This window comes from Sporosarcina sp. P16b, from assembly GCF_002743065.1.
Lineage (GTDB): Bacteria > Bacillota > Bacilli > Bacillales_A > Planococcaceae > Sporosarcina.
The window spans coordinates 62,086-79,568 of the sequence record NZ_PDYO01000005.1; the positions used below are offsets into that span (position 1 = coordinate 62,086).

The following is a 17,483-nucleotide window of genomic DNA, read 5'->3' on the forward strand; positions in this document are numbered from 1 at the left end:
AATATTAGTTTTTTGCAAAATCAGAAATTCCGCTGTGACTTCGAAAAAACAAAAAGAAAACGAGTTCCGACAAGAGCTCATTTTCGATTTCACAATCTTTATCCAAACATCAATATGCCTATTCCTCTATTACATCACACAAAAGGGCATACAGCTGCAATATAAATATTTATGCATTCAATAATGCTACTACAAGATGTCGATCCTGTCAAACTTTTTTCGCCACCAAAATAAAGTAGCCTTTTTTCTTGGCAACCGTATCCACATTACCAAACAACTTCTTCAAGTAATCCATCGTGGATGGAGCTCCTTGTTTCTTTTGAATGACAACCCATAACTCTCCACCCGAAGCCAATTTTTCATAAGCACCATCGTAGAATGAAAAGACTGTTTGCTTACCTGCTCTAATAGGCGGATTTGTAATAATTGCAGCAAAACCATCAGATTGAACTTGATCGATTCCACTACTTTCATAAATTTGTATATTGGTGATCTTGTTTTGCTGGGCATTTATTTTACAAAGAGCCAATGCCCGCTCGTTAACATCCACCATATGGACAAGCCGTTCAGGGAAATCTGACGCAATAGACAAGGCAATCGGTCCATAGCCGCAACCTATTTCCAAGAAGTCTCCCCCGACGGGTGGCACTTTAAACGTTTCAGCGAGCAATTTCGATCCTTCATCTATACTACCTTTACTGAATACACCAGCATCCGTTGTGAATGAAAAGACTTTGTTGCGAATTTCAGCCTTCCACTGCTTGGGGGCACTTGAGACCTGGGGACTTTTTGAGTAATAATGCTCTCCCATACATACACCTCCTGCGTAGAGTTACATTATCTGTATATGAAGAAAAAAGCCCGTCAGATAGACGGGCTTTTCTCAGGGAAGTAGAAATTACTTAACTTCTACAGATGCGCCAACTTCTTCAAGTTTAGCTTTCATTTCTTCTGCTTCTTCTTTAGTTGCTGCTTCTTTAACAGCTTTAGGAGCTTCGTCTACAAGAGCTTTAGCTTCTTTCAAGCCTAGGCCAGTGATTTCACGAACAGCTTTGATAACTTTGATTTTTTGATCTCCAGCTGATGCAAGGATTACGTCGAATTCAGTTTGCTCTTCAGCTGCTTCTGCAACTGCTCCAGCTGCTGCAACTGGTGCTGCTGCTGTTACGCCGAATTCTTCTTCGATTGCTTTAACAAGGTCGTTTAGTTCAAGAACTGTCATTTCTTTGATTGCGTCTAAAATTTGTGCATTAGTCATTTTAAGTTCCTCCTGGAAAGTTGTATTTAACCGGCTAGTTTGTTCCGGTCATAGTCAAAATGCGAAATTAAGCACCTTGCTCTTCTTTTTGTTCTGCAACTGCTTTTGTAGCAAGTGCAAAGTTTCGTACTGGCGCTTGAAGAACGCTGAGTAGCATAGATAGTAGACCATCGCGAGACGGTAGAGTAGCCAATGCTTTCACATCTTCAGCTGATGCAACGTTTCCTTCAATTACACCCGCTTTAATTTCAAGCTTATCGTTCTTTTTAGCGAAATCATTTAAGATTTTAGCTGGCGCCACTACGTCTTCTGTAGAGAAGGCAATAGCGTTTGGACCTGTCAAGTTTTCATTCAAACCTTCTAGTCCTGCAACTACTGTTGCACGACGCACCATAGAGTTTTTATAAACTTTGAACTCGATGCCCGCTTCACGAAGTTGTTTACGCAATTCTGTAACTTGTGAAACCGTAAGACCACGGTAATCGACAACTACTACAGATGCTGCTGATTGCAACTTCTCAGCGACTTCTGATACGACCGCTTGTTTAGCTTCTAAAATTTTGCTCATGTTGACACCTCCTGGTAATTAGGGTCACTTATACCGATATAAAAAGCCCTCAATGTCTAAGACATGAGGGCAGAAAAGTCGTCATCTTTTAAAAAAGAGCGTCTTGTCCTCGGCAGGAGCATTAAGTGGCAAGCCACACCTGCTGTCTTCGGTACAAATGGTTATCATCATAACAAGCGTAATCTTAACAGATCACTTTATGCTTGTCAATTATTTTTTAACAGTAACGCTTGACGGATCTACTTTTACAGCAGGACCCATAGTTGTCGTAACGTTTACTGATTTCATGAATGTTCCTTTTGATGATGCTGGTTTAGCTTTTTGAATCGTTTCAAAGATAGTCAAGAAGTTTTCTTCCAACTTCTCGTTATCGAAAGAAGCTTTCCCGATTGGCGCATGGATGATTCCAGCTTTGTCCGCACGGTATTCAACTTTACCTGCTTTGATTTCTTCAATAGCTTTCGTTACGTCGAATGTTACTGTACCTGTTTTCGGGTTCGGCATAAGACCTTTTGGTCCAAGAACGCGACCGATCTTACCAACTTCGCCCATCATGTCAGGTGTAGCAACGATTACATCGAATTCGAACCAACCTTGTTGAATTTTAGCAATTAATTCTGCGTCGCCTACGTAGTCTGCGCCTGCAGCTTCTGCTTCTTTAACTTTTTCACCTTTAGCGAATACTAATACGCGTTGAGTTTTACCAGTACCATTCGGAAGCACTACTGCTCCACGGATTTGCTGATCATTTTTACGAGTATCAATACCAAGACGGAAAGCTACTTCAACTGTTGCATCAAAATTAGTAGTAGTTGTCTTTTTAGCAAGTTCAATTGCTTCTTTCGTAGTGTATGTAGCTGTACGATCTACAAGCTTCGCTGCATCTACGAATTTTTTACCTCTTTTAGCCATCAGAATTTTCCTCCTCATTTGTGGTTTTAACGGATTAAACCTCCCACTTAATGAAGGCTGCGAATCTCATTCGACCGCAGCCTTCACCTTCAAACAATTGCTGTATTATGAAAAACCAAAATCAGTCTTCGATTTTGAATCCCATACTGCGAGCAGTACCTTCGACCATTGCCATCGCCGCTTCAACTGACGCCGCGTTTAAGTCCGGCATCTTTTGTTCTGCGATTTCTCTAACTTTATCACGCTTAACTGTAGCAACTTTGTTTTTATTAGGCTCACCTGAACCCTTTTGAACGTTTGCTGCAACCTTCAGCAATACTGCTGCCGGCGGAGTTTTTGTGATGAATGTAAATGAACGGTCCTCGAATACCGAGATTTCAACTGGAATAATTAGACCAGCTTGATCTGCTGTACGAGCGTTAAATTCTTTACAGAATCCCATAATGTTAACACCTGCTTGACCTAATGCCGGCCCTACTGGTGGTGCTGGATTTGCTTTACCAGCTGGAATTTGCAATTTCACTACTTTAGTAACTTTTTTAGCCACGAGACACACCTCCTTAAGTCCGTGATGTGGTAATTGGGTTGCCCCTCCCACTCAAATATGTGCCTGCCGACGATGTCGGTAGAATTGGTTAATCCGTACAGACTAAGTCTGACCTTTGAAATGATACCACCATTACACAGATTTTGCAAGAGGGAAATTCCCATTACCCATCAATCCATTTTTTCTACTTGGTCGAACGAAAGCTCCATCTTCGTTTCGCGTCCGAACATATCGACACTTACGACAACTTTACCTTTGTCCATTTCAATCTCTTCCACTTTACCTTCAAAGTGTGCAAACGGCCCTTCTAGCACTGTTACACTTTCTCCAACACCAAAATCGATATCTACGCGCTGTTCCTTCATACCCATCTGCTTCAGGATGAACTCTACTTCTTCCGGTAACAACGGTGTAGGCTTCGCCCCACCACCTGATGAACCGATAAATCCAGTAACACCTGGTGTATTGCGAACAACGTACCAAGAGTCATCTGTCATGATCAATTCAACCAAAACATAGCCCGGGAACGTTTTACGCATAACTGTTTTCTTTTTACCGTCTTTAATATCCGTCTCTTCCTCTTCCGGAATGACGACACGAAATATCTTATCTGACATGCCCATTGTCTCAACACGCTTTTCAAGATTAGCCTTTACTTTGTTCTCATAACCTGAGTACGTATGCACAACATACCAATTTTTATCCATTTCCATGACATTGAGGACTATGCGTCCGTCCCTCCCTTAAAGTAAAGCTGAAAAAACCCGTTCATTCATCAAAACGGGATATTCTCACGCTATTCATACTTTCATTTTTACAGACCTGTATACCATTTCATTACTCCGGAGATGCCTAGATCTACTACGAAGAAATAGATAGCCATGAATATGACCGTCGAAATAACAACTACAGTATACTTTGTTAATTCTTTACGTTTCGGCCAGCTGACTTTCCGCATTTCCGAAACGACTTTTTTCAAAAAATCGGTAATCTTGCCCATTCTTCTCCAACCCTTCCGAATGACATAGTGTTCTCACTCGAACTCTATGTAACTGGTCAAATGGTTTGCTTATGCAATGTATGCGCATTGCAATGACTGCAAAACTTCTTTATATTCATTCTTCCCTCACGGCTGTTGTTGCCAGCGGGCAAAGAATAGTTTCGCGAACCACATATCTCACAGCTTAAAGTTATTTTTTTCGACATTTCGATTCACCTAATTCAAGACAATAGTCTCGCTAAAGAGTATCATTTAACTAACGATATGTCAATTTACTATCGATATGTTTAACGTACCAGATCCATTGCCATCGAGTGTTCCAGTTTGCGCTTGATCCGTTGCAAAGCATTGTCTATTGATTTTACTTGACGATTTAGCACTTCGGAAATTTCACGATAGGATTGACCTTCTAAGTACAATGTTAAAACTTCTTTTTCCAATCCGCTCAACACTTTGTTCATCTCTTTTTCCATGAATATGAAGTTTTCTTTATGGATGATTAAATCTTCAGGGTCATCTAACGTAGAGCCCGATATGATATCCAGCAACGTTCGCTCATGATCTTCATCAAACATCGGCTTGTCCAACGAAATAGATGTATTAAGCGGAATATGTTTTTGACGCGTGGCAGTTTTAATAGCTGTAATAATTTGTCGCGTCACACACAATTCAGCGAAGACTTTAAATGAGCTTAATCTATCAGGACGGAAATCACGTATTGCTTTATAGAGTCCGATCATTCCTTCTTGCATGATGTCTTCACGATCTCCACCAATAATAAAATACGTTCTTGCTTTCATTCGGACAACCGGTTGAAATTTGGTTATTAAAAATTCTAATACATCCGAATTCCCTAAATGGATCAATTCCACCATTTCTTCATCAGATAGTTTAGAATACTCGTTTTTACTCTTCACATTTTCCATGACCCACACCAACCTCTCCACCCCAGAGTACTAATTGGTTTTATATGTCAGTATAGACGTGGTGTTTTTTCACGTCAACTACTCATTTTCCACCACGTCTCATTTTTTCGAATTCCGCTGCCACTTCATCCGTCAGAGGAATCTTTGATAGAGGCCGTTGTTTTATTGAATCTTTTAACTTTTGCGCAATTACGCGATCCACTTCTTTCATAGCAATTTCCAACTCCCGTGCAGAGATGCGAAGGGCCCCCTGGGCAAACACTACCCATTGTTCTACAAGATCTGAAGTTGCTACATGGATTTGCGTCAAGCGATTGGATAATTCGGAAACCAATTTTTCAATTCGCTCATCCGCCGTTTCATTCTCTCTTGTAAAGACGACTTCCACGCGGTATTGTTTTTTTCGTTTTTCGATACCCGGTGCTAGGTGGGCATCGAATATCACGATGACACGCCATCCCTTGTTGGCCTGAAATTCCGCCATCCGCTCAATAAGTCGATCACGCGCTTGCGCAAAATTTTCTTGTTTTAGTTGTTGTAGTTCAGGCCACGCACCGATGATGTTGTATCCATCAACGAGTAGCACATCTTTTTTCATGATGTAGCCTGAGCGGATTGACGCTTTCGTAGAACCTCATACATCAATAATGCCGCTGCTACCGAAGCATTTAAAGACGTAACTTCTCCGACCATCGGCAATCTATAAAGGAAATCGCATCTTTCTCGTAAAATGCGTGACATGCCTTTTCCTTCGCTACCTATAATGACAGCTAAAGGTAACGTAGCATCCATATAGCGGTAATCAGTGGAATTGGATGCATCTGTCCCCGCAATCCACACCCCTTGTTTCTTTAGCTCATCCACAGTTTGAGATAAATTATTCACTCGCACAACTGGTATGTGTTCAATCGCACCTGTTGATGCTTTTGCTACTACGCCTGTCAATCCAACAGCGCGTCTTTTTGGGATGATGATGCCATGCACACCTGAAGCGTCTGCTGTCCGTAAGATAGATCCAAGATTATGTGGATCTTCAAGCTCGTCAAGAATGATAAAGAACGGATCTTCTTGCCTTTCTTTAGCGATTGCAAATAAGTCTTCCAGCTCGGCATAATCGTAAGCGGCAACCGAAGCGAGAATTCCTTGGTGACTCAGATCCGTCATACCATCTAATTTCTGCTTCGGTGCCGTCTGCACAACTACCCCCGCTTCTTTAGCAAGCTTTATAATTTCGCCGATACTTTTCTTATTTACACCTTCCGCCACCCAGATTTTATTCAACTGCCTACCTGAACGCAACGCTTCTACGACAGGGTTTCTTCCACCAATCAATTCCACTTCTAGCTCTGTCATGCTTTCTCCTCCTCAGGATGCTCCACTAGTCGAATCGCCATCTCGATCAGTTCAGCTAGACGCTCTTGCCGATCCAATAAATGTACATACCCGAGGACTGCTTCGAATGCAGAGCTGTAATTATACGTAGTAACGTCAGTGTTTTTAGGGACGGATCCCGCTTTCGCATTGCGACCACGTCGCATTACCGCCAATTCTTCTTCCGTGAGAAATTGTTGATCTCTCATCGTCAGGATAATTCGTGCCTGTGCTTTTGCAGAGACAAAGCGTGTAGCTTCCTTATGCAAAATTTGCGGTTTTACACGGCCACAGCGTAGCAAATGCTCTCTAACCGCTGTTTCATATACAGCATCTCCCATATAAGCAAGTGCTAGTGCATTGAGTTGTTTAACGTCTATTTCACGTAAATTCCCCACACTGTTACCCTCTTTTCCAGCGAGTACCTTGCGCTGTATCTTCTAAAATGATTCCCCGCACTTTTAATTCATCGCGAATTTCATCAGACCGTGCAAAATCACGATTCTTCCGGGCTTCAAGACGTTCTTGGATCAATTTATCCACTTCACCATCCATCAATTCATCAGTACTTTCAAAAGGCAAACCAAGTACACCCATTAATAGATCCAACGCATCGATGAATTGCTGAAGTATGTGGCGGTCTGTATTTTTCTCAAGCAAGTACACGTTCGCCTGTTTAGATAGTTCAAAAATTGACGCAATCGCATTAGCAGTATTAAAGTCGTCATCCATCGCTTTCTCAAATGCGTTAATTTGTTCTTGGATCTTATTCGACCACGACTCGGAATTTTCTGCCAGGTCTGCCGAAATCGATAGACGATGCTGCAAGTTGCTGTACGAAGTTTGGATCCGTTCCAATCCATTCGCTGCGCTCTCTACGAGTTCCTGTGCAAAGTTGACTGGATGACGATAGTGCACAGACAGCATGAAGAAACGCAGCACCTTCGGGTCGATTTGCTTCCGAATATCATGTACCAAAATAAAATTACCTAATGACTTTGACATTTTTTCGTTATCAATATTGATATAGCCGTTATGCATCCAATAGTTGGCGAAAGTTTTGCCTGTAGCCGCTTCAGACTGCGCAATCTCATTTTCATGATGCGGGAATGTTAAGTCTTGCCCACCTGCGTGAATATCGATAGTGTCCCCAAGAAGTTGCTTAGCCATTACCGAACATTCGATATGCCACCCTGGACGACCTGTACCCCACGGACTATCCCATGAGATCTCTCCCGTTTTTGCTGATTTCCAAAGCGCAAAATCAAGAGGATCTGTTTTAATTGCGTTCTCTTCGACCCGCGCACCCACTTTTAATTCATCAATAGATTGGTGTGAAAGTTTCCCGTAGCCTTCGAATTCACGTGTACGGAAATAGACATCTCCATGGGACTCGTAGGCAAATCCTTTGTCGATTAGAACTTGAATGAATTCCACAATGTCCTGAATATGCTCAGTTACTCGAGGATGTGCTGTCGCTACCTCACAGCCGAGAGCACTTACATCTTCGTGATATGCCGCAATGAAACGTTCGGTTAATTCTCCGACCTCTTCATTTAAATCATTTGCTGCTTTAATGATTTTGTCGTCTACGTCCGTGAAATTCGAGACATAATTCACTTCATATCCACGATATTCCAAGTAGCGACGAATCGTATCAAAAGCAATCACGGGACGAGCGTTTCCGATATGAATATAGTTATAAACGGTCGGTCCACAGACATACATTTTAACTTTTCCTTCTTCTATTGGAATAAATTTTTCTTTCTTACGTGTCAATGTATTATAAAGTTGAATGCTCATGTAAATCTCCCTTTTTTTCATTCATGGTTTCCAACTGCTGAGTACGTAGCTTTAACTCCTGAATTTGCTTTTCCAATCGCTTGATTTCATCCGAAATCGGATCTTGCGTAGAATGATCCAGTTTACTATTTACACGTACCCCATTGGAAATAACGATTTTCCCTGGTATCCCAACTACTGTAGAGTTGGGAGGCACTTCTTTCAATATGACCGATCCCGCTCCTACCTTACTGTTCTCACCAATCGTGATGGAACCGAGTACTTTGGCACCCGATGCAACCAATACATTATCACAGAGCGTCGGATGTCGCTTACCGCCTTCTTTACCTGTCCCCCCGAGTGTAACTCCTTGATAAAGTGTCACATCATCGCCAATTTCACATGTTTCCCCTATTACTACACCCATCCCATGATCAATAAATAGACGTCTGCCTATTACTGCTCCAGGATGAATTTCGATTCCCGTAAAGAATCTGCTAACTTGCGATACTACACGAGCCAAGAAACGGAGATTACGCTTATAAAACACATGCGCGATACGATGCATCCAAATTGCATGCAAACCCGAATATGTTAAGATTACTTCAATTGTGCTACGAGCTGCCGGATCTTGATCGAAAATACACCGAATATCTTCTTTCATACGTTTGAACAATGAACTTCCCCCTTTTTTCTTCTTTCACATGACGGCGGTTAACACTTTTTTAAAAATCGTGAGATAAAAAAAGCGCCCCCGTCACTTATGATGACAGAGACGCATTAAATGCGTGGTTCCACTCCGCTTGAGAACCTAATTGTCCCCCGCTTAATGTCTTTAACGCAGACTATACGTATGGCTTACTAACAGTTTCAGCTCATCGCTCAAAGGTGCATTTCGATAGTGAACGACTCAGGTCATTTCCAGCCTAGATGACCCTCTCTACAGAGTATCCACTATGTACTTTCCTTCTCAACGCTTTTGATATGATAATTTCATATTAGGTTCATTTTACATAAATTCACCGAATTGTCAATATTGATTATTTTGCAAATTTTTCAATGCGTTGAATGATTTTTTCTTTACCGATCAGCGCGATTGCATCTGGTAATTCTGGTCCTGACGTCTGGCCAGTCGCCACGACACGTACAGGCATGAATAAGTTCTTACCTTTATGCCCCGTTTCTTTTTGCACCGCTTTAATCGCTGCTTTAATAGATGGAGCATCAAAAGTTTCTAATGCTTCAAGCTGCCCTTTAAGTGATGTCATCACCTCAGGTACTTGTTCACCAGCTAGAATTTCCGATGCTACTTCATCATATTCCAGTGTGTCATGGAAAAACTGGGCGGATAACTCAACAATTTCAGCACCAAAGCTTAATTGACCATGGTATAACGCGATCAAATCGTGAACCCATGTTTGTTCTTCAGCAGACATATTTTCCGAAACCAACCCTGCTGCTTGTAGATGAGGCAATGTTAATTCAATTACTTCTTCCAAGGACAGCTTTTTTATATATTGGTTATTCATCCACGTCAGCTTATTCGTGTCGAACATGGAGGGTGATTTTGACAAGCGAGATTCATCAAATTGTTTCACAAGTTCGTCATGAGAGAAAATCTCCTCTTCCCCGACAGGCGACCAACCAAGTAAAGAGAAGAAATTAAACATAGCTTCCGGCAAATAACCTAAGTCTTTATACTGTGTAATGAATTGAATGATTGATTCATCACGTTTTGAGAGCTTTTTACGCTCTTCATTGACGATCAATGTCATATGACCAAATCGCGGATGATCCCAACCAAATACATCAAATACCATTAGTTGCTTTGGTGTATTCGTCAAATGCTCTTCCCCGCGGAAAACATGAGAGATTTTCATCAAATGATCATCAACGACTACAGCAAAGTTATACGTAGGAATACCATTCGTTTTAACCATAACCCAGTCACCGATATCTTTTGATTCGAATGTTACCTCTCCACGCACAAGGTCATCAATCGTATACGTGACATCTTCAGGAACGCGCATACGAATAGTGTAAGTTTTCCCCGCTGCTTCATTTTCCGCCACCTGTTCCGCTGTCAAATGACGACAAGTGCCATCATACATAGGCGCTGCGATTCCCGATGCTTTTTGTGCGTCACGCTTTGCTTCTAACTCTTCAGTTGTACAGAAACATTTGTAAGCATGTCCTTTTTCGAGCATTTCATCTGCATACTTTTCATACAAATCCAGACGATCCATTTGACGGTACGGTCCGTATTCTCCACCAATATCAATTGATTCGTCATGATGGATACCTAGCCACGTTAGGTTTTCAAGTTGTGACAGTTCACCACTTTCAATATTTCGCGCTGTATCCGTATCTTCAATACGAACAATGAATTTCCCCTCATAGTGACGAGCGAACAAATAGTTGAATAACGCGGTCCTCGCGCCACCAATATGTAGTTGGCCTGTTGGACTCGGTGCATAACGCACACGTACTTCTTGTGTCATAATATTTACCTCTCCGTTTCGAATTGATTACGTTCTTATATAATTTCCTATCTATTTTAGCACTCTATAAGCCGTTTTGAAAGTTACTGGTTTTTCATTAGTAAAATCGTGGCCATCGCCGCGATTCCTTCTTCACGCCCAGGGAAACCTAGACGTTCCGTAGTCGTAGCTTTGACATTCACTTGCGATATATCCGCTTCAAGCAATTCCGCTACACGTTGACGAATGTCCCCAATGTATGGTGCCATTTTCGGCCGCTGCGCAATAATCGTACAATCAATATTACCTAAACGGTAACCTTCTTCTTTTACCATGTCCCATACTTTTTCCAATAAAACAGCAGAGTCAGCGTCTTTAAACGCATCATCCGTATCAGGGAAATGTGTGCCAATATCCACTTTACCAATTGCGCCAAGTGCAGCGTCTGATACGGTGTGCAATAACACATCCGCATCGGAGTGACCGATTAACCCCCTTGTGTGCGGTATGGTGACTCCTCCGATTATGAGTGGTCTACCTTCTTCAAATGCATGTACATCAAAACCTTGTCCAATTCGAAACATGTAATTATTCCCCCTACTTTCTTCTTGCCAGTAAGATTTCACCTATAGCCAAATCTTCCTGGGTCGTCATCTTTACATTGTCATACGAGCCTTCTACCACCTGGACTTCGTAACCCATTCGTTCTACTAGCGCGGATTCATCCGTGCCGAGGAAACCTTCTTGAATAGCCAAGTCAGATGCTTTTTTCAGCAATTCATATTGAAATGCTTGAGGTGTTTGTACAAGCCATAGTTTTTCACGATTCAAAGTTTCTTTCACAGTTCCGCCATCCGCATACTTGATTGTATCCTTCGCCCTGACTGCCGCTATAGCTGCTCCTTTTTCATTAGCAGTATGCACCAGTTTCGTAATGATTGCTGAATTTAGGAAAGGTCTAGCTGCGTCATGTACTAGTACGATACTTTTCCCTTTATAAGCAGAGATACAAGCCGCTACACTGTTTTGACGCTCACCACCACCCTTTACAAATGTAATAGGTTTGACGTGTTGATGCGGTTGAAGAATCTCTTCAATCACGGCTTGCTCTTCCGGCTTCACAGCCATAATGATTTCTTCACAATTAGGGTCTTCTTTAAACACACTTACTGTATGATACAAAATTGAATGCTCTCCAATTTTCAGGAAGAGTTTATTTTGTCCAGCACCCATTCGTTTGCCACTTCCCGCAGCAGGAATCATCACTGTATAGTTCACGTTTGTCACTCTGCTTTCTATGCTGGTTATCGACCTTTGGGTTTCGCAAAAATCATGCGTCCCGCAGATGTTTGCAATACACTTGTTACTACAACGTCAATGGCATCCCCGATATGAGAACGACCATCTTCAATTACGATCATGGTGCCATCATCCAAGTATGCAACGCCTTGATTGTGTTCTTTGCCGTCCTTAATTACGACCACATGCATTTCTTCACCCGGAATGACTACCGGTTTTACTGCGTTAGCAAGATCATTTATGTTCAAAACTGCAACGCCATGCAAATCCGATACTTTATTTAAGTTGAAATCATTCGTTACAACTAAACCATTCATTTTCTTCGCCAGTTTAACTAACTTCAAGTCCACTTCGGCTACATTCGGAATATCTTCGTCCGTAATAAGAACTTGTGGTCCGTCATCATTTTGTAAACGTTTTAGAATGTCTAGGCCACGCCGACCTTTCGTTCGCTTCAACGTGTCAGATGAATCTGCTATATGCTGAAGTTCCGTCAGTACAAACTGAGGTACAACTAGAATCCCTTGTAAAAATCCCGTTGCCACTATATCCGCAATACGCCCATCAATAATGACGCTAGTATCCAATAATTTATATACATCTTTTTGTGGTGGAGTGACCACCGGTTCTGTTGATTCTTTCTTTTTTGCCGTTGTCATGCGTAAATTGGAAAATGCATTGATAAACTCTTCCCACTTTTTAAAACCTACCTGGAAACCTAAATAGCCGAGAAGAATAGACAATAATACAGGTACAACAGAAGATACTACCGGAAAGCCAATTGCACTTAGACCGAAACTAAATAAAAACGCAACGATTAATCCTACGACTAATCCAATTGTACCGAATAATAAATCCATAATCGGTGCTTTCAGAAGTCTTTCTTCAATCCATTTAATGAAATTCACAATCGGTTCAGTTAAAAATAAGCTTAATAAAAATAGAATGATGGCTCCTATAATTGCCTCCACATAAGGGTTCTCTATAATGGGGCGAGATGTAAACTCAAACATAGCGAATAAGTACGGTAAAAATAATACACCGAGAGTTCCTCCGATTAATAAGAATGAAACTTGGACTACTCTTTTCAACATATTCTTCCACCTCCTTTTCCTTCCTAATAGTATACAACGAATTACGGTTGGTCGCTTAGGTTAAGTGAGGAATTTCTGAAAATTCCTCACTCCCCCTACTAGGACTAATTAAATCGCAGGAAAGTTTCTTACCTTTCTATTCATCTCGTTATATAAAAATTTATTATCTAAATGCCACGCCTAATGCCTCCGTTATAGTTTCAACTCCTACTACTTCAATCCCATTCGGAACAGCCCAACCACCCAGATTCGACGATGGAATGATAATGCGATCAAAACCTAGCTTCGCCGCCTCCGTAACGCGTTGTTCTATTCTAGATACCCTTCTAACCTCACCTGTTAACCCTACTTCACCAACAAAACAATCCCGCGCCCCTACAGCTGTATCGCGATAACTAGAAACAATACTCAGTAACACCGCTAAATCAATGGCCGGCTCATCCAACTTAACGCCGCCTGCAACTTTAATATACGCATCTTGTGTTTGCAATAGCATTCCTGCACGTTTTTCCAATACAGCCATCAATAATTGCACACGGTTTTGATCCAGTCCAGTCGCCATTCGCTTCGGATAATTAAAACTTGATGCCGTCATCAATGCCTGAATTTCAACAAGTATGGGTCGTGTACCTTCCATAGAAGCGACAATGGTAGAGCCTGCCCCACCTTGTGAACGCTCACGCAAAAACATTTCAGAAGGATTTAAGACTTCTTTTAATCCAGCTTGCAACATTTCAAAAATGGCAATTTCATTGGTAGAACCAAAACGGTTTTTAACACTGCGCAAAATACGATATGTATGGTGACGTTCTCCTTCAAAATACAGTACCGTATCCACCATATGCTCAAGCAATCGTGGTCCTGCAATTTGTCCTTCTTTTGTTACGTGACCTACGAGGAATATGGCAATGTTTTGCGTCTTTGCTATACGCATTAGTTCTGCGGTACATTCACGCACTTGTGATACACTCCCCGGCGCTGATGATACTTCAGGATGGTGAACAGTCTGAATCGAGTCCACAATAACAAATCTTGGCTTCACTTCATCCACCGTTTCATTGATCATTGCAAGATCGGTTTCGGCATAAATATATAACTCATCTGACTTCACACCTAAACGTTCTGCACGTAACTTAGTTTGCTTAATCGATTCCTCTCCCGATATATATAGTACGCGTTGCTGTTGATTCGCAAGTAATGACGAGACTTGAAGCAACAATGTAGATTTCCCGATTCCTGGATCGCCACCGATTAATATGAGCGAGCCCGGAACAATCCCACCTCCAAGCACGCGGTTTAATTCCTCTAATTCCGTTTTAACACGAGGCTCTTCAGCCATTTCCACTTGACTGATCGGCAAAGCTTTCTGCTTCACTCTTTCCCCGTGCTGAAATGCGGCACGCGGTCCTTTTTGCACAATCTCTACTTCTTCATCCATCGTGTTCCATTCTCCACAACCAGGACAGCGCCCCATCCACTTAGCGGATTCATATCCACAAGAACGGCACATGAATTTCGATTTACGCTTAGCCATATACTCTCTCCTTACTTTAAAATACGAAAAGGACAGCTCGCTGCGCTTTTAAAAAACTAAGCGAGCGAGCTATCCGGTTTATCCTATTATTATTTTTCTGCTGCTACTGTTTGTTTCTCCGTACGCACGACAAACTGATCATTTTCTACATCAATGATTACTTTTTCACCCATTAGAACTTTACCTTCAAGTAATTCTTCAGATAAACGATCTTCTACATGTTTCTGTAATGCACGGCGTAGTGGACGAGCTCCGTATTCAGGATCATATCCCTCATCCGTAATCTTATCTTTAGCAGATTCAGTTAACATCAATTCGATGTCCTGTTCAGCCAAACGTTTTGCCAGCTCATCACTCATCAAGCTAACAATTTCACGCAAGTGCTCTTTCTCCAACGAGTGGAAGACAATCATATCATCTACACGGTTTAAGAACTCTGGTCTAAATGCTTTTTTCAACTCAGCAAGCATTTTCTCTTTCATATCATCATAATCGGATTCGCCATCTTGAATATTAAAGCCAACGTAACGGTTTTTCTTCAATTCCGTGGCCCCTACGTTAGAAGTCATGATGACTACCGTGTTACGGAAATCAACTGTACGTCCTTTAGAATCCGTCAGACGCCCGTCTTCCAATACTTGCAATAAGATATTGAATACATCAGGGTGTGCTTTTTCAATTTCATCAAGTAGTACTACTGAATAAGGCTTACGGCGAACTTTCTCCGTTAACTGACCTCCTTCTTCATAACCAACATATCCCGGAGGTGATCCAACTAAACGAGATGTTGCATGCTTCTCCATGTACTCAGACATGTCGATACGAATCATCGCATCTTCATCACCGAACATTACTTCTGCTAGCGCACGAGCTAGTTCAGTTTTACCTACACCAGTAGGGCCAAGGAAAATGAATGAACCAATTGGACGTTTAGGATCTTTTAACCCCGCACGCGCACGGCGGATTGCTTTGGAAATCGCTACGACAGATTCATTTTGGCCGATGACACGTTCATGTAGAATTTCTTCCATGTTAAGCAGTTTAGCAGATTCTGTTTCCGCAATTTTGTCAACGGGAATTCCTGTCCACATCGCCACAACAGAAGCGATATCATTTACTGTCACTTCGGACTCAGTCTGCCCTTGTTTCTCTTTCCAAGCGGATTTCGTTGTTTCCAATTCTTCCTTCATTTTCTGCTCTTTATCACGATAAGAGGCGGCCTTCTCAAACTCTTGGCTTTGCACGGCTGCATTCTTCTCAGAACGGATCGCTTCAAGCTTCACCTCAAGCTCCTTCAAATTAGGAGGAGTTGTATACGAACGCAAGCGTACTTTCGATCCCGCTTCGTCAATTAAGTCAATCGCTTTATCTGGTAAGAAACGATCCGAGATATAACGATCAGACATCTTCGCCGCGGCTTCAACTGCTTCATCGGTAATCTTTACTCGGTGATGCGCTTCGTACCGGTCACGCAAGCCTTTAATGATCTGAATTGTTTCGTCTACAGTTGGCTCATCGACTTGGATCGGTTGGAAACGTCGTTCAAGCGCTGCATCTTTTTCAATATATTTACGGTATTCGTCAAGTGTTGTAGCACCGATACATTGTAGTTCACCACGTGCAAGTGAAGGCTTCAAGATGTTGGATGCATCAATAGCACCTTCTGCTCCACCTGCACCGATCAACGTGTGTAATTCATCGATGAATAAAATGATGTTACCCGCTTGACGAATTTCTTCCATTACTTTCTTCATTCTATCTTCAAACTCACCGCGGTATTTCGTGCCCGCAACGACTGTACCCATATCCAGTGTCATCACGCGTTTGTCACGCAAGATTTCAGGTACTTCATTACTTACGACTTGCTGCGCCAAACCTTCCGCAATCGCTGTTTTACCTACACCCGGTTCCCCAATCAGCACGGGGTTGTTTTTCGTACGACGTGCCAATACTTCAATAACACGTGTGATTTCTTTGCTTCGTCCAATTACTGGATCTAATGTACCTTCACGTGCGATCTCAGTTAAATCACGCGCTAAGCCATCTAATGTTGGTGTTGCCGCTGATGCAGAATTCGCTGGGTTCCCAACAGAACTTTCATCATTACCAAGCAATTGAAGTACTTGCTGGCGAGCTTTATTCAAGCTAACACCCGCATTATTCAGAACGCGCGCTGCCACACCTTCCCCTTCTCGAATCAAAGCCAATAAAATATGCTCAGTACCGATATAAGAATGTCCTAATTTACGAGACTCATCAACAGATAATTCGATGACACGTTTTGCGCGTGGAGTATAATGAACGATCGGACCCACATCTTTAGAGCCTACACCTACCAGAATTTCTACTTCTCGTTCAATAGTATCTGCATTCACGCTAATTGCTTCAAGAGCTTTTGCTGCGATGCCGCCACCTTCTCGAATCAATCCGAGTAGAATATGCTCAGTACCAATAGATTCATGTTTTAAACGAATAGCCTCTTCTTGAGCCAGTTGTAAAACTTTTTGTGCACGTTGTGTAAATCGATTAAACATCATATCCATTCCCCTCTTTCCTTCATCAGTGGACTATATTCTATGTTATGCAAAATAACGCATCCTTGCTTTGTTTCCTATAACTATATATATTCATGTCAGTTCGCGATACAACCTAATTCGCATATTGACTTTGACTATCTTTGATTAATTATAAATGCTATGAGACTTTCTTGCA

Annotated in this window: 20 protein-coding genes and 2 other annotated features; all 20 genes read right to left on the reverse strand. The window is 41.9% G+C overall.

The window, feature by feature from the left end; genetic code table 11:
- Positions 1-208: 208 nt before the first annotated feature.
- Positions 209-811, reverse strand: a complete 603-nt coding sequence (locus CSV77_RS08125; RefSeq protein ID WP_099672997.1) for a class I SAM-dependent methyltransferase — start codon at positions 809-811, stop codon at positions 209-211.
- Between the two features lie 87 nt (positions 812-898).
- Complete coding sequence (gene rplL, locus CSV77_RS08130) at positions 899-1,258, reverse strand: 50S ribosomal protein L7/L12 (RefSeq protein ID WP_085427471.1); 360 nt, start codon at positions 1,256-1,258, stop codon at positions 899-901.
- A gap of 67 nt (positions 1,259-1,325) precedes the next feature.
- Positions 1,326-1,826 (reverse strand): 50S ribosomal protein L10, encoded by a 501-nt coding sequence (gene rplJ, locus CSV77_RS08135; RefSeq protein ID WP_099672998.1) that lies wholly within the window; start codon positions 1,824-1,826, stop codon positions 1,326-1,328.
- 30 nt (positions 1,827-1,856) lie between these two features.
- Positions 1,857-1,996: a sequence feature (ribosomal protein L10 leader region), on the reverse strand.
- Between the two features lie 40 nt (positions 1,997-2,036).
- Entirely contained in the window at positions 2,037-2,738 is a 702-nt protein-coding gene (gene rplA / locus CSV77_RS08140) for a 50S ribosomal protein L1 (protein ID WP_099672999.1), read from the reverse strand.
- 121 nt (positions 2,739-2,859) lie between these two features.
- The gene (rplK, locus tag CSV77_RS08145; protein ID WP_029053289.1) at positions 2,860-3,285 is read right to left on the reverse strand and encodes a 50S ribosomal protein L11; all 426 of its coding nucleotides are present in this window, start codon (positions 3,283-3,285) and stop codon (positions 2,860-2,862) included.
- 170 nt (positions 3,286-3,455) lie between these two features.
- On the reverse strand, positions 3,456-3,992 hold the full coding sequence (gene nusG, locus CSV77_RS08150) for a transcription termination/antitermination protein NusG (RefSeq protein WP_099630597.1): 537 nt from the start codon (positions 3,990-3,992) through the stop codon (positions 3,456-3,458).
- 107 nt (positions 3,993-4,099) lie between these two features.
- Entirely contained in the window at positions 4,100-4,285 is a 186-nt protein-coding gene (gene secE / locus CSV77_RS08155; protein ID WP_099630527.1) for a preprotein translocase subunit SecE, read from the reverse strand.
- Between the two features lie 56 nt (positions 4,286-4,341).
- Positions 4,342-4,491: a 50S ribosomal protein L33 gene (gene rpmG / locus CSV77_RS08160; RefSeq protein WP_099630526.1), complete on the reverse strand. Its 150-nt coding sequence runs from the start codon at positions 4,489-4,491 to the stop codon at positions 4,342-4,344.
- Between the two features lie 81 nt (positions 4,492-4,572).
- The gene (gene sigH / locus CSV77_RS08165; protein WP_099673113.1) at positions 4,573-5,211 is read right to left on the reverse strand and encodes an RNA polymerase sporulation sigma factor SigH; all 639 of its coding nucleotides are present in this window, start codon (positions 5,209-5,211) and stop codon (positions 4,573-4,575) included.
- Between the two features lie 82 nt (positions 5,212-5,293).
- Positions 5,294-5,809, reverse strand: coding sequence for an NYN domain-containing protein (locus CSV77_RS08170; RefSeq protein WP_099673000.1), 516 nt, complete (start codon positions 5,807-5,809; stop codon positions 5,294-5,296).
- Entirely contained in the window at positions 5,806-6,564 is a 759-nt protein-coding gene (gene rlmB / locus CSV77_RS08175; protein WP_099630524.1) for a 23S rRNA (guanosine(2251)-2'-O)-methyltransferase RlmB, read from the reverse strand. The genes CSV77_RS08170 and rlmB overlap by 4 nt, the downstream gene beginning before the upstream one ends.
- Positions 6,561-6,980, reverse strand: coding sequence for a Mini-ribonuclease 3 (locus tag CSV77_RS08180; RefSeq protein ID WP_099635781.1), 420 nt, complete (start codon positions 6,978-6,980; stop codon positions 6,561-6,563). The genes rlmB and CSV77_RS08180 overlap by 4 nt, the downstream gene beginning before the upstream one ends.
- A 4-nt stretch (positions 6,981-6,984) precedes the next feature.
- Positions 6,985-8,385: a cysteine--tRNA ligase gene (cysS, locus tag CSV77_RS08185; protein WP_099630522.1), complete on the reverse strand. Its 1,401-nt coding sequence runs from the start codon at positions 8,383-8,385 to the stop codon at positions 6,985-6,987.
- On the reverse strand, positions 8,366-9,040 hold the full coding sequence (gene cysE / locus CSV77_RS08190; RefSeq protein WP_099630521.1) for a serine O-acetyltransferase: 675 nt from the start codon (positions 9,038-9,040) through the stop codon (positions 8,366-8,368). The genes cysS and cysE overlap by 20 nt, the downstream gene beginning before the upstream one ends.
- A 92-nt stretch (positions 9,041-9,132) precedes the next feature.
- Positions 9,133-9,347 (reverse strand) — a binding site (T-box leader).
- Between the two features lie 57 nt (positions 9,348-9,404).
- The gene (gene gltX, locus CSV77_RS08195; RefSeq protein WP_099673001.1) at positions 9,405-10,865 is read right to left on the reverse strand and encodes a glutamate--tRNA ligase; all 1,461 of its coding nucleotides are present in this window, start codon (positions 10,863-10,865) and stop codon (positions 9,405-9,407) included.
- Between the two features lie 83 nt (positions 10,866-10,948).
- Complete coding sequence (ispF, locus tag CSV77_RS08200; RefSeq protein WP_099673002.1) at positions 10,949-11,428, reverse strand: 2-C-methyl-D-erythritol 2,4-cyclodiphosphate synthase; 480 nt, start codon at positions 11,426-11,428, stop codon at positions 10,949-10,951.
- Between the two features lie 13 nt (positions 11,429-11,441).
- Positions 11,442-12,122: a 2-C-methyl-D-erythritol 4-phosphate cytidylyltransferase gene (gene ispD, locus CSV77_RS08205; protein WP_099673003.1), complete on the reverse strand. Its 681-nt coding sequence runs from the start codon at positions 12,120-12,122 to the stop codon at positions 11,442-11,444.
- Between the two features lie 26 nt (positions 12,123-12,148).
- On the reverse strand, positions 12,149-13,237 hold the full coding sequence (locus CSV77_RS08210) for a PIN/TRAM domain-containing protein (protein WP_099673004.1): 1,089 nt from the start codon (positions 13,235-13,237) through the stop codon (positions 12,149-12,151).
- Positions 13,238-13,400: 163 nt separating this feature from the next.
- Positions 13,401-14,771, reverse strand: coding sequence for a DNA repair protein RadA (gene radA, locus CSV77_RS08215; protein WP_099673005.1), 1,371 nt, complete (start codon positions 14,769-14,771; stop codon positions 13,401-13,403).
- 89 nt (positions 14,772-14,860) lie between these two features.
- Positions 14,861-17,308: an ATP-dependent Clp protease ATP-binding subunit gene (locus CSV77_RS08220; RefSeq protein ID WP_099635785.1), complete on the reverse strand. Its 2,448-nt coding sequence runs from the start codon at positions 17,306-17,308 to the stop codon at positions 14,861-14,863.
- Positions 17,309-17,483 lie beyond the last annotated feature (175 nt).

What these genes read in the sequence shown, in the direction of transcription:
- CSV77_RS08125 (WP_099672997.1), bottom strand. Translation starts at nt 811, where the DNA reads ATGGGAGAGCATTATTACTCAAAAAGTCCCCAGGTCTCAAGTGCCCCC.
- rplL (WP_085427471.1), bottom strand. Translation starts at nt 1,258, where the DNA reads ATGACTAATGCACAAATTTTAGACGCAATCAAAGAAATGACAGTTCTT.
- rplJ (WP_099672998.1), bottom strand. Translation starts at nt 1,826, where the DNA reads ATGAGCAAAATTTTAGAAGCTAAACAAGCGGTCGTATCAGAAGTCGCT.
- rplA (WP_099672999.1), bottom strand. Translation starts at nt 2,738, where the DNA reads ATGGCTAAAAGAGGTAAAAAATTCGTAGATGCAGCGAAGCTTGTAGAT.
- nusG (WP_099630597.1), bottom strand. Translation starts at nt 3,992, where the DNA reads ATGGATAAAAATTGGTATGTTGTGCATACGTACTCAGGTTATGAGAAC.
- secE (WP_099630527.1), bottom strand. Translation starts at nt 4,285, where the DNA reads ATGGGCAAGATTACCGATTTTTTGAAAAAAGTCGTTTCGGAAATGCGG.
- rpmG (WP_099630526.1), bottom strand. Translation starts at nt 4,491, where the DNA reads ATGTCGAAAAAAATAACTTTAAGCTGTGAGATATGTGGTTCGCGAAAC.
- sigH (WP_099673113.1), bottom strand. Translation starts at nt 5,211, where the DNA reads ATGGAAAATGTGAAGAGTAAAAACGAGTATTCTAAACTATCTGATGAA.
- CSV77_RS08170 (WP_099673000.1), bottom strand. Translation starts at nt 5,809, where the DNA reads ATGAAAAAAGATGTGCTACTCGTTGATGGATACAACATCATCGGTGCG.
- rlmB (WP_099630524.1), bottom strand. Translation starts at nt 6,564, where the DNA reads ATGACAGAGCTAGAAGTGGAATTGATTGGTGGAAGAAACCCTGTCGTA.
- cysS (WP_099630522.1), bottom strand. Translation starts at nt 8,385, where the DNA reads ATGAGCATTCAACTTTATAATACATTGACACGTAAGAAAGAAAAATTT.
- gltX (WP_099673001.1), bottom strand. Translation starts at nt 10,865, where the DNA reads ATGACACAAGAAGTACGTGTGCGTTATGCACCGAGTCCAACAGGCCAA.
- ispF (WP_099673002.1), bottom strand. Translation starts at nt 11,428, where the DNA reads ATGTTTCGAATTGGACAAGGTTTTGATGTACATGCATTTGAAGAAGGT.
- CSV77_RS08210 (WP_099673004.1), bottom strand. Translation starts at nt 13,237, where the DNA reads ATGTTGAAAAGAGTAGTCCAAGTTTCATTCTTATTAATCGGAGGAACT.
- radA (WP_099673005.1), bottom strand. Translation starts at nt 14,771, where the DNA reads ATGGCTAAGCGTAAATCGAAATTCATGTGCCGTTCTTGTGGATATGAA.
- CSV77_RS08220 (WP_099635785.1), bottom strand. Translation starts at nt 17,308, where the DNA reads ATGATGTTTAATCGATTTACACAACGTGCACAAAAAGTTTTACAACTG.